Origin of the sequence: Vibrio tapetis subsp. tapetis (assembly GCF_900233005.1) — a bacterium.
Taxonomy (GTDB): domain Bacteria; phylum Pseudomonadota; class Gammaproteobacteria; order Enterobacterales; family Vibrionaceae; genus Vibrio; species Vibrio tapetis.
On record NZ_LT960612.1, the window covers coordinates 624,868 to 637,342 of the forward strand.

Consider the following 12,475-nt stretch of genomic DNA (forward strand, 5'->3'; position numbering starts at 1 on the left):
AAATTTTAATTTACTTAAAAGCTCACCTAAAAACGTTTTAAAACATACCGCTGCGATTTAAACCCTATTTATTCTTTAGCAAACCTAAGATACCTCATTCTGAACTTTTCAAGCGTTACACATTTGGCTCACGAATATCTCATGTTAAATGGATAAATTTAATGAGTAAGGCGATACATCGCTTCGACTTTCGTCCCATTGTTCGAGTATTCAAAGGTTTCACAGAGCTCTGAAACCAAAATAATTCCACGACCATGAACCTCATCATTTGCCTGCTGATGCAACGCGTGATGATCAAAGCCATTGCCATTATGTTCAATGGTCATATGCAATTTTCGTTCTGTCGGGTAATAATCAAAAATCAGAATTAGATACGCATTTTCATCGAGCCTTTTAAGGCCCTCTTCCCTTAGTTGGTAATACTTAAAGAAGCCTTCTTCATCGGATTTAATACTCGACTCTAATCCCAGTAGCCCGTGTTCTAATGCATTGGCTAATAATTCAGAAAGGACCGAGCAAATCAGATCAAGATCTTGCCCACCACTTATCATACCCGACAAATAACTTCGCACTTCGGCCATTAAAGTTACATCATTGAGAGTCTGCTTTGAAAAACGCAGCGTGGAACTCAAAGGGACGCTGCCGACAAAAGGCTTTTCATAGTCATGCTCTTTCACGCTTGAATGCAAGACTGGAAAGGTCATTGCCAAGATAGATAGATCATCCGATTTTTTTCGTACCGCAAAGTCGTTCACAGCGGCGTTTAGGGTCGGAATAACCGACTGACCGCCTTCAAGAACGGTTCGTAACCGTTCTTCGCCAAATTGCTCCCCTTCAGAGTTAGCCGCCTCTGTTACGCCATCGGTATAACAAACAATTTGTTGGCCAGGCTCAAGCCTTAACCTAAGTAAATTTACTTCAAACTCATCATTAGCAAGTACCCCTAAAGGCATGTGTTCTGATGTGAGGTTCCTGATTATTTTTCCTTCTTGATCAAGAATATAACCATCAGGGAGACCGCCTCCCCACCACATCACATCCTGTCCATTGGAGGATATTTCAAATACGCTCGCGGCAACCATCATGCCTAACGGTAAAAACCTTGCCAGTGAACTGTTGATCTCGGTAACGATTTCGCCCAGCGCGAGCCCTTTTTCTGCCATGGAGAAAAAAGCTCTCGATGCTGGGATGGTAGAAATGGCAGCAGGCAGCCCATGCCCTGTGGCATCCGCTATCATCACATACGCCCCTCCTTGCGGCCTATCTGCAACCACAATGAGATCGCCATTAAAAACGGTAGAAGGCGTCGATATATAATCGATACTAGGCAGTTCTCGCGTCATTTCCTCGATTAAGTTGGTGAATATCGACTCCGACATGGCGTAGTCATACTTCACTTGCTCATGGAAATGACTGAGCTCATCTCGTTGCTGACTCACTTCGTTGTGCATTTTTGCAATCCGGTAGTGAGCCTGAACTTTAGCCAGCAATGTACTTCGTCCTACCGGCTTTAAGATGAAGTCGTCGCCATAAAACAGGCATCGACCAAAAGAGTCCCTATCATCCAACACGGTGAGAAAAATAATCGGGATGTGCACGTGCTTAAATTCAGCTCTGATCTCTTTGGCCGTCGTGAAGCCATCTTTAATCGGCATCATGACATCCATCAAAATAAGATCCGGCAGTTGTTCAGCTTGTTTGAGTGATTCAACCACCCCCTCTCCGCTTTCAAATACCTCTATCTCACTGGCAATGCTCAGCAGCATATAGCGGAACATTTCTCGATTTGTTTTCTGGTCATCAACGATAACTACGCGCATCCATACTCTCCTTACCGACGAGGGTTACTCAATACAAAACTTTTTATCAAACCGAGAGATCAATAATATTTTTTTGACCTGAGGCATGCTGTTAGCAATGATGATTTCACCGTCGGACTGCCTAAGATACTTGTGCATATTCAATAGCATACCTAATCCCGCACTGTCGATGTAATCGACTTTACGAAAATCGACCACAAACTTATAGTTTTGTTGTTCGGCATAACTTTGACGAAATTCATGCACCAAATTGAATCCAAACGCGCCTTCAATGGATATTGTTACACGTCGTTGACTGTTATCTACTTCACTTGTTACTGACATAAAACCTCTCTAAAAAAGCTCAACTGCGCCTTCATCAATGGTTGATTGCTGTGCAGCCGCTTCACCGCGACTCTTCGCCCTTGTTTTAAACTCTGAAACCGTGCCAATGAATTCTGACATCGATACTTGGCCTTGTTGGTAACTCTCTATTTGTTCTGTTAACTCATCAAGCAAAGTCACGCTTTTCATCGCCTGCTCTCCTTGCTGCGATACGATATCGGCAAATTGCAAAGCACGAATGCCATTCCCGACCTGTTGCGCTAATTGACCTCCAATATCCCGTAGCCTATCGACCTCTGTACGAACCTCGGTATTCGTTTTTTGTACACCTTGCAGCATATCTTCAACTTGATCTTTTGACTCAATGGCAATCGTCATGTCTATCGAGGCAATTTCTCCTACGGTCTTATCTGCCTCTTTTATCGTACTTTGCGCGATATTTATTTCTGCTTGAATTAAGTTATTCAACTCTTCTGAACGCACCGACAAATTGCGAACCTCCGAGGCCACCACAGCAAACCCTCGGCCCGATTCGCCCGCTCTGGCAGCTTCTATTGCAGCATTTAAAGCCAGTAGGTTAGTTTGTTCTGACAGGCCCCTGACTTGATCGAGTAAGCCAAACACCTTGTCCAGCTTACTCGACATGTCATGGATGCTATGAACCGCAGAAATACTGCGTTCTGACACGCTGATCAATATGTCGATGTACTGGCTGATTATTTTTTCTGTTTTAGGCAATACCGTGGTCAAGCTATATTCGCTGTTTTCATTAGCAAGGAAATTACTGACCAGTTGCTCTGAGACTTGGTTTTGAGTTTTAGACAACTCTTGCAGACCAAAAAAACTATCGTTTAACGTCACGACCGACTCGTTGGTGACTTGGTATTGCTTTGTTAGGGCGTCACTAATATGTGTGACTTCGTATCGCAGTAATTCATTGACCACTTGAGTGCCTTCTCGCTCATCACTTTGCTTCACCGAAGAAGGCAGTCTATTCGCGTTATTCTGCCCGCTTTGTCGGTTTAGGCTCCAATGCAAAGCAATAAGCACGCACATAAGCGCGATGGCTTGCCCAGAGATAGACAAAAACACGGCAGCCGCCAACACCCCGATTTGTACTGCTATGGTTATGATTTTTTTTCTAGCTAACTGATGGTTGTTGTTCATTTTTATCACCTTAATCGGTGGCTTAGTTATTGGTATTTTTTAAAGCATCACAGATCATTTTTGGAATTTTATCAAGTGGTGCTATTTGAGTGGCCGCACCGATTTCTACCGCAACTCGAGGCATGCCCCAAACGACCGATGTGTGCTCATCTTGGGCGATAGTAAACGCCCCGGCTTGCTTCATTTTAAGCATGCCTTTCGCGCCATCTTGACCCATTCCAGTCAAAATAACCCCGATACACTTTTGTTTGACCGTTTCGGATATCGCATCAAACATCACATCAACCGACGGCTTATGTCTGTTCACCGCCGCTCTATCGTCTAACTCTGCGTAATAGTGACCCTTGCGTTTCACGATAACCATATGCTGGTTACCGGGAGCAACATACGCACAACCATGAATCAACGGCGTGGATTCCTGTTGCAATTCACTCACCTTAACCTCACTGGTACGGTTTAATCGCTGAGCAAAGGATGCGGTAAAAAGTTCACTGATATGTTGAGTGATCACAATAGGGGGAAGCTTATCTGGCAACGCACTCAGTACATGACGAATAGCTTCCGTACCGCCTGTGGATGCGCCAATCGCTATCAATTCGCACCCAGTCCCAAGACCTTTTATAGACTTCTCTACTAATATCGGCTCGGCCTTAGTCTGCTGACTGCCTACATTTGCTTGTGCGGCGATTTTTACCTTTTCATTGACCAGTTGTTTGTATTTCACCATCTGCGCGGGGTTATCAACGCTTGGCTTTGGAAAGTAATCTACGGCACCAAGTTCCAACGCTTGAAGCGTCGCTTCTGCACCATGCTGAGTTAGGGTGGAAATCATCACCACTGGCATTGGCCGTAAACGCATCAGGTTTTTTAAAAATTGCACACCATTCATTTTCGGCATCTCAATGTCTAACGTCAGAACATCAGGATTACATTGTTTGATCATTGTTCTCGCTTCGTACGGATCCTCTGCCATTGCGACAACTTCCAGATCAGGATCCGAGCTGATGATCTCGTTTAATAGCGCTCTAAATACGGGGGAATCATCAACGATCATTACTTTTGTTGGCTTATTCATTAGAACAACTCCACGTCATCGTCGTGATTGCGATGACTCTCTTCATCCAATTGATGAGCATATTCCGCTTCGCTTTGTTTCACGCGCTCGACTTCAGCGAATCGAATTCTCTTGACCCATGCTCGGCCATTAAGTGGGTCGAACATGATTTTCCTTGGTTCTAAGCCTCCAAGATCTTTGGAAACGATATCAAAGTGCTCTGCATTAGCGTAACTAAGCGCAAATTCGATGTTCTTTTCGCCAATCATGGCGTACTTACCTAACATTTGCGCACCACCAAACAGTTTTAGTTTGATTCGTGAGCGCTCAGCTCCTGCTGTAAGTAGTTGATTTATTAGCATCTCCATTGCGTTGTTGCCATAGCGCGACGCCGTAGAAATGATCTCTGTTGGATGCCAATGATCTTGTTCTATTCTATTATTGAAAGGTAACAAGAAATGGTTCATTCCCCCGACTTCTGCCACGGGATCCCACATACACGCGGCAATGCAAGATCCAAGTCCTGTGCAGATGATCTCTTCCTCATTTGAGGTATACACGCCTCCCGGCATTACCTTCACCATATGTATCTTTTTGTGCTGGTGGTAAAACCGATTAAATTGAGTCGAATGAGTTTGCATCCGGCTGGTGAGTTCCTTCATGGCAGCCTCATTGCTTAAAATAAATGGTGTGGCCAATATGTCGAAAGATATCCGTACAATTCCCAACACTTTCAGAATGCCCAATAAACAGAACGCCATCATCGGTTAGATGCTCATAAAATCGGCGGATCAGAGTTTCTTGTGTCGGCTTATCAAAATAAATCATCACATTTCGACACGAAATTAGATCAAATTTTTGTTTGATCGGCCATTCTGCCAATAAATTTAGTTGGTTAAATGTAATGTGCTGTTGCAGCTTTTCTTTCACTTTAATATTGCCGCTTTGAACGCCTTTCCCTTTCACAAAAGATGACTTTAAAAACTGTTCAGGGATGCTTTCTAAACTCTTTTCTGGGTACACCCCTTTTCTGGCATGAGCCAATACTTTGGTGTCGAGATCAGAAGCGAGTAGGCGAATATCCATGCCATTATCCAGTAATCCCAACGTGGCCAGTAACGACATATAGCTGTAAGGCTCTTCGCCGGTAGAGCAACCAGCCGACCAAATTCGTACTTTCTTTCCGCTCTTATTTTGCCAACGTGGAACCAACACGCGAGTCACGTAATCAAAATGGTGCATTTCTCTGAAAAAATGCGTTTTATTGGTCGTTATATTATTGATGAAGTTGATTTTTTCGTTGTCGTCAGCTTCAATAATCTCTCGGTACTGGCTAAAGCGTTGCAGGTCATGTTCACGCAATAAACGACTAATGCGACCATACACCATAGCTTTTTTCTTATCGGAAAGAAAAATACCCACGTTTTTGTGAATAAACCACTGGATAAATTTGAAGTCATCATTGGTTAATTCAAATTCCCGGCCTTCCAGTGGATCAACCGTATTAGACGCTTGGTCTAGAATTCTTCCCATTCGTCGCCATCCTCGCTCAACTGAATGCCTGAATTCACGGCCTTAGTCGAAGGCTTTTTACGAATACTGCTTACGTTAACTGTTGATTGTTGTGTGCCTTTATTCGAGGCAGGCGGCTGATTTAGCGTGGCAATTTTTTGGTCGCTACTAAAGAAGTTCATTAGGCTCAGTAAGTCTTTACCTTCATCTTTCAATGATTGGCTCGCCGCTGACGTTTCTTCGACCAAAGAGGCATTCTGTTGGGTCATTTCATCCATGGTTGCGATAGCACGGCTGATTTCGTCGATCCCTGTCGCCTGCTCTTGGCTAGACTGCGCAATTTGCGTAATCAACTCAGAGACTTTCGCCACAGCGTCGACGATTTCATTGAGTGTATCACCGGATTCGTCAACCAAACGCGAACCTTCATCCACTTTTTCGACACTGTCATTAATCAGGCCTTTGATCTCTTTGGCAGCTGCGGCACTTCGTTGAGCTAGGTTTCTAACTTCTCCTGCAACGACGGCAAATCCTCGACCTTGTTCACCCGCTCTCGCCGCTTCAACTGCAGCGTTCAAGGCCAACAAATTGGTTTGGAATGCAATTTCATCAATTACGCCAATGATGTCGGCAATTTTCTTACTTGCGTTGTTGATTTCTGCCATCGCTGATACTGCTTGGCCGACAACCGCACCACCTTTACCCGCTTTAGCTGCTGCGTCGTCAGATAGGGCATTTGCGCCTTTTGCATTTTCGGCATTTTGCTTAACGGTTGAGGTCATCTGTTCCATGCTGGCGGCGGTTTCTTCCAAATTGGACGCCTGAGCCTCGACTCGCTGGCTCAAATCATTATTGCCTTCCGCAATTTCGGTTGAAGCGGTTGCGACTCGTGCTGAAGAGGTTGTGATTTTTTCTACCATGTTTCGAATGTTCAGAATGGACGTGTTAACCGCATCGGCAAGTCTTCCGAACTCACCACTATTTTCACCGTTCATATCAGTATTCAGATTACCGTCAGCAACTCGGCTCATGACCTCTATACATTCACTCACAGGCTCTACAATGGCTTCTAACAAGCTGTTAATGCCATCGCCTAACTCGGACATAAAGCCACTGTATTTTGATGTATCTATTCGCTGACCGAGATCGCCATCAATCGCTTTTTGGATAAGAGCCTCGACTTGGCGCTGCCCATCTTGCTGCTCTGTAATATCTTGCCACTGTAATGCCGGCCCCATGTAGTTGCCATTGCTGTCTAACATCGCAATACACGTTAGGTTGAACTCTAACGTCCCCACTTTTACATTGGAGGAGAAAGGCAAGTTATCAGGGTTGTTAATGATCCCACGCTGGTGCGCTGGATTTTTATGGAAAACATCGATGTTTTGACCAACCAGTTTGTCGGCATTAAAACCAGGCAATGCCTCTTTTAGTTCTCTTTCCCTATCCTTCATTAATTTAGAGACCGCAGGGTTAAGGTAACGGATGATCCCGTCTTGATCGGCCATCATCAAATTGGTGGTCATGCCTGCGACTGCTGAAGCCAAACGTCCAACTTCTTCTTCATTTGCACGAGCATCTGTCACATCTCGCCACTCTAGAGAGTTGCCAACGTAGTTTCCTTGGGCATCCATTACAGCAGCCACATTCAATTCGATCTTGATGTCGGAAACGGAAATATCAGTGCGATAAGGCAGATTGCTCGGATCACTCAACATTTGTCTTTGATGTTCTGGTCTTGCATGAAAATCATCAATGCAGCGCCCCATCAACCATTCTTCAGATGCGGTAAAGCCTGGCCATACGGTGCGGAATTTCTCTTCGTGCTTTTTAAACAGCGCTAATGTTTCTCTGTTGTAGTAAGTGATGATGAAATCGCGATCAATCGTTACCATGGCCGTTTGCGCTTGGTCGACCGCAGAACGCAATTGCGATACTTCTAACTGCTGTTTGCGCAATTCGGTTACATCGGACCATTCCAGTGTGTTACCAACGTAATTACCCTCTGTATCAATAATCGCCCCGACATTCAGCTCGATTTGCACGTCTTTGATATCGATTGTAGCGGTATGTGGCATGTTATTCGGGTTGGCCATCATTTGGCGCTGATGCTGCGGATTAGCATGGAAGCCATCAATGCAGTAACCCATCAAATATTCTTCTGTCGCTTTAAACCCTGGCCACACAGATTGAAACAACGCTTCGTGTTGTACTAGAAGCGCCAAAGATCGTTTATTCAAGTAGGTAATCTTGAAATCGCGATCGATCATCATTAAAGCGGTTTGAGCAACGTCTAAAGCCGACATGAGTTGATCGTAGCCGATCGTTTTTTTTGAACTCTGAGCCTGTTGCTCCATTAGACTGTCTAATGCTTTGGTAGCAAATTGTTCTGCGACAGGTTCTTGTTTTCTATTCCAAAAAGCCATGGATTCACCTCTTAAATGAGCGCTTTTTCTTCTGTTAGTTGGTTAAGCTCAGTAACGTCGAATAGAGCCTCTAAGTTTATTAGAATGACATGTGTCTGGTTTGCAGAAGCAATGCCAACAATGAATGCTTCTTTGAATGTTAGTGACATTTTCGGTGCGGGTTTTATGTCCTCTTCATTAAGGGCATACACTTCAGAAACCGCGTCGACAATGATTCCTAGTGGCTGTGCATGACCATCATTAAGCACTATCACCACCGTTGTTGCGTTAATAACGGCGGGCTCGAGTCCGAACCGTTTTCTTAGATCAACAATGGCCACGTATTCGCCGCGGATCTCTAACACACCATGTAGAAAATCCGGAGAATTAGGAACAGTACGAATATTGCTCCACCCTCTCACCTCTCTGACATCTAATATCGGTACTGCGTATTCTTCGCTGTCCAATATAAAACTTAAATACTCTTGCGCTGCCATGACTCACCTAGCCTTTAAAATCGTGTCCATATCCAACAATGCTTCTGTGTCGAGAAGAGACATCACTTGTTCTTCAACATTGAGTAAACCAAGAATGAATGGGGTTACTTGGGATTCCCCAAGAGGAACGGTAAGCTCGTTATCCCCTTGGCTCACCACATCGGCTACCGCATCAACAACAAGCCCCATCAGCCGTTCGTTGTCATTAATGACAATCCTTAATACCAGCACTACCGTAGTGGCAAGGTAAGTGCACTCCCCAACGTTAAAGCGCGAACGCAGATCAATCACCGGAACAATCATGCCTCTGAGGTTAATTACCCCTTTAACAAACTGTGGTGCTCTAGGGATAGGAGTGGGTGTTTCCCACACTCGAATTTCTTCAACATCGTGGATATAGACCCCATAAAGCTCATTGGCCAAACTGAAACTTAAGAAGTCTGCGTTTTCACTGATCTCATTATCGATAAAGCTGTGGTTATCTTGATTCATTGTCAATTCCATTTCGCAGCTCCTTATGCAGCGAGACCACCGTTGCTATCAACGTGTCTTCGTAAAAAGGAGGTGATCAATCCTTGAATATCTAGGATCAAGGAGACGGATCCGTCACCCAATATTGTGGCACCTGAAATACCCGGTACTTTGCTATAATTTGACTCCAGGCTTTTGATTACCACTTGCTGCTGATCCAGTAAATCGTCGATTAAGAGGCCCACTCTATTCCCTGCGCCTTCCACCAAACACATAATGTGTCCTTCAAGATCACCGCTTTCTCCCATTTCGAACTCTTCATGCAACCGCAGCAATGGGATGTTTTCATCTCTCAGCCGGTAGAGTTCAACGCCACCAGAGGCATGCTTGATGCAATCTGATTCAATTTGAATAGACTCAACAATCGTCAATAGCGGAATGATATAAACTTGCCCAGAAACTTTAACGAGCTGGCCATCGAGAATAGCGAGAGTGAGCGGCAAGCTGATGGTAAATGAACTGCCCGATCCCAATTTAGATTCCACTTCAATGTTGCCACCCAGCTCTTCAATGTTACGTTTTACTACGTCCATGCCGACGCCACGCCCAGAAATATCTGAGACTTCATCCGCGGTAGAAAAACCAGGGGCAAATATTAGATTAACGACTTGTTGGTCGCTCATTTCTTCACGCTTGGAATCGCTGGGTAACACACCTTTATCCAAGGCTTTTTGCCATAGTCTGTCGCAATCAATACCACCGCCGTCGTCTTTCACTTCAATGATGATTGACCCACCTTGATGAAACGCATTCAGCTCAATGACCCCCATATCGGGCTTGCCTTGAGCACTGCGGACATCCGGCATCTCTATCCCATGATCAATGCCGTTACGTACTAAGTGCACTAGGGGATCCACGATACGTTCTAGCACGGTTTTATCCAGCTCTGTGCTTTCGCCCTTAATTTGCAAATCCACTAACTTGCCCAGCCTTCCCGTGAGATCGCGAACGAGCCGAGGAAAACGACTAAACGCAAAACTCATCGGGAGCATTCGAATGTTGAGCACGTTTTCTTGTAAGTCTTTACTGTTTTGAAGCAGCTGATCTAACCCTGTCTTGAGCTTTTCTAACTTATCTTCCGTAAAGTCATTACCGATTTCGGTAAGCATAGACTGGGTGATCACCAACTCGCCGACCAAGTTAATTAGGCTATCGACTTTGTCTATATCTACTCGAATAGAACTTACCGCACCTTCTGCTTTATTGGTTTTCGCAGGCACTTTCTTATTTGATTTGTTTTCTGGTTCTGCGGTGCTATTGAGTTGAGTATTTTCTCCCTGAGAGTGACTTAGTTCCGTGTTGTTTGATTCCGAGTCTCTGGGCTCTGAGGTATTGCTCTGAGCGCTTGAAGGATTTGACGCTTGCGATGATGAATTAGCAGGTAAAGGTTCTGACTCCGTAATTTCGGCTTTGGTAATACTCAACTCACATTGGTCTTCAACCCATTCAAACACTTCTATCAATGCTTCTTGTTCTACATCGCCAGAAATCTCCATGCTCCAGCTTAAATAACACAGTTCCGCTTCAAGCTCGGCCAGATCGGGTAATTTGGCACTTTTGCAAACAATGCTCGCTTGCTGATCCAACTCTCTAATTTCCGCAATGATTCTTAGCGGATCATTACCACTGAAAAATAAATCACGATGAGGAGCAAACTCAACTAGCCAATTGGAGTTTGCGGATTCATTGTTGGGATCATGACTTTCATTGGGATTGGTTTGTTGTTCGCTAGGCGTAGTTAACGATGCTTGAGTCGCTAGCGATGGCTTAGATGCACTTTTGTTTTCGCCGTTGAGAAGGCAGCCAAGGGAATCGGTGACGCTTTGCTTGAGCTCACTTTCAACCGGCTGGCCATTTTCATGGCCTTCAAGCATCTCGGTAATACAGTCTCCAGATTTAAGCAGTACATCGACACTATGGGCACTTAACTCCATATTGTGATTTCGTACTTCATCTAAATACGCTTCAACAGAATGAGTGAATTCGCTGATGTCGAACAAGTTAAACGTCGCCGCCCCACCTTTAATGGAATGAGCAGCGCGAAAAATCGTATTTATGGTTTCCTGTTCAACATCATTTGGGTCTAGCCCCAATAAAATGGTTTCAAGTACCTCGAGGTTTTCGCGGCACTCTTCGTAAAACATTTTTCGTAGTTGGTCCATGTCCAAAGCCATGACGAGGTCCTTTTTATTCTTATAATGTCATTCTGTTTCTTCGCGAAAATTTAAATCACTCGCTTAATTGTTTTGAGCAAGGTGTCTGGGTTGAAAGGTTTTACCAGCCAACCCGTCGCTCCAGCGGATTTACCTTCTTGTTTTTTCTCAATGCTGGTTTCGGTAGTAAGCATTAAAATGGGAATGAACTTATATTGAGGGTTGGAACGAATGGCTCGGACTAAATCAAAGCCACCCATAATTGGCATATTGACGTCTGAGATAACGACATCAAATTTTTTCATCTGTGATTTCTTCAAAGCGTCGCTGCCGTCGTTTGCAGTTTCTACTTCGTAACCTGCGTCCATCAATGTATGGCTTACCATCTGACGGATCGAGATTGAATCGTCTACTGCTAGTATCTTCGTCATTAATGACCCCTAACTGTTCTGCTAACTTTCAAATATATTGGTAAGGGCAAGCAACTCGATACCGTCTGATAATTTGTCTGCCACATTAATCAACCGGATTTCTGTATGAGTTTGCTTTGCCGTTAAGAATAAGGAGGCGAGCGCTTGAAGGCCTGCCGCATCTATTCTTGATACCGACGAGGCGTCTATAATGAGCAGTTCATGATTATCAAGCCATTGTTGATATTCAATCTTTGAATTTAGGACATTACTGATTTCTAATGATTCATCTAATTGACATTGCATGTATCGATCCTAACCATTACCTAGCTAATTATTATATTGACGCTTTATTTGAGTGTAGGCAGGCTTTCCCATTAATCAATAAATTAGAGAATATGAAACTGATACAGCATTGCTAAATGTGAGCTCAAGCAAGAATTTTTGAGAAAGGTGTTTACTGCTATTTATTGACTTACCACTGTTCAGTGGTAGTAAACATCAGGGGTGGTTGATATGTGGCTGCTGAGGAAAAGTATTTATCTCGCAAGCTCAAATTTTTGTTGAAGATAATCTGAGCTTGAGAAATATATGTCGCATGA

12 protein-coding genes are annotated in these 12,475 nt (G+C 44.2%); all 12 read right to left on the reverse strand.

From position 1 onward, the window contains the following. Window positions 1-158: 158 nt before the first annotated feature. Genes VTAP4600_RS19965 through VTAP4600_RS20020 form a run of 12 tightly spaced genes read right to left on the reverse strand, consistent with a single transcriptional unit; the run spans window position 159 to window position 12,179 of the window. Entirely contained in the window at window positions 159-1,820 is a 1,662-nt protein-coding gene (locus tag VTAP4600_RS19965; protein ID WP_102524533.1) for an ATP-binding SpoIIE family protein phosphatase, read from the reverse strand. A gap of 24 nt (window positions 1,821-1,844) precedes the next feature. Continuing rightward, the gene (locus VTAP4600_RS19970; RefSeq protein WP_102524534.1) at window positions 1,845-2,144 is read right to left on the reverse strand and encodes an STAS domain-containing protein; all 300 of its coding nucleotides are present in this window, start codon (window positions 2,142-2,144) and stop codon (window positions 1,845-1,847) included. A 9-nt stretch (window positions 2,145-2,153) separates the two neighbouring features. Continuing rightward, a complete protein-coding gene (locus VTAP4600_RS19975; protein WP_102524535.1) occupies window positions 2,154-3,311 on the reverse strand; it encodes a methyl-accepting chemotaxis protein in 1,158 nt (385 codons plus the stop codon). A gap of 22 nt (window positions 3,312-3,333) precedes the next feature. After that, window positions 3,334-4,386: a protein-glutamate methylesterase/protein-glutamine glutaminase gene (locus tag VTAP4600_RS19980; protein WP_102524536.1), complete on the reverse strand. Its 1,053-nt coding sequence runs from the start codon at window positions 4,384-4,386 to the stop codon at window positions 3,334-3,336. Continuing rightward, a complete protein-coding gene (locus tag VTAP4600_RS19985) occupies window positions 4,386-5,027 on the reverse strand; it encodes a chemotaxis protein CheD (protein ID WP_102524537.1) in 642 nt (213 codons plus the stop codon). The genes VTAP4600_RS19980 and VTAP4600_RS19985 overlap by 1 nt, the downstream gene beginning before the upstream one ends. A gap of 7 nt (window positions 5,028-5,034) precedes the next feature. Continuing rightward, window positions 5,035-5,898, reverse strand: coding sequence for a CheR family methyltransferase (locus VTAP4600_RS19990; protein WP_102524538.1), 864 nt, complete (start codon window positions 5,896-5,898; stop codon window positions 5,035-5,037). After that, window positions 5,883-8,303, reverse strand: coding sequence for an aerotaxis transducer Aer2 (gene aer2 / locus VTAP4600_RS19995; RefSeq protein WP_102524539.1), 2,421 nt, complete (start codon window positions 8,301-8,303; stop codon window positions 5,883-5,885). Before aer2 ends, VTAP4600_RS19990 begins: the two co-directional genes overlap by 16 nt. A gap of 11 nt (window positions 8,304-8,314) precedes the next feature. Beyond that, on the reverse strand, window positions 8,315-8,779 hold the full coding sequence (locus VTAP4600_RS20000) for a chemotaxis protein CheW (protein ID WP_102524540.1): 465 nt from the start codon (window positions 8,777-8,779) through the stop codon (window positions 8,315-8,317). 3 nt (window positions 8,780-8,782) lie between these two features. Beyond that, window positions 8,783-9,283, reverse strand: coding sequence for a chemotaxis protein CheW (locus VTAP4600_RS20005; protein WP_102524541.1), 501 nt, complete (start codon window positions 9,281-9,283; stop codon window positions 8,783-8,785). Window positions 9,284-9,294: 11 nt separating this feature from the next. Further along, complete coding sequence (locus VTAP4600_RS20010) at window positions 9,295-11,484, reverse strand: chemotaxis protein CheA (protein WP_102524542.1); 2,190 nt, start codon at window positions 11,482-11,484, stop codon at window positions 9,295-9,297. Window positions 11,485-11,534: 50 nt separating this feature from the next. After that, a complete protein-coding gene (locus VTAP4600_RS20015) occupies window positions 11,535-11,894 on the reverse strand; it encodes a response regulator (protein WP_102524543.1) in 360 nt (119 codons plus the stop codon). A 21-nt stretch (window positions 11,895-11,915) separates the two neighbouring features. Further along, complete coding sequence (locus VTAP4600_RS20020; protein WP_102524544.1) at window positions 11,916-12,179, reverse strand: STAS domain-containing protein; 264 nt, start codon at window positions 12,177-12,179, stop codon at window positions 11,916-11,918. Between the last annotated feature and the right edge of the window lie 296 nt (window positions 12,180-12,475).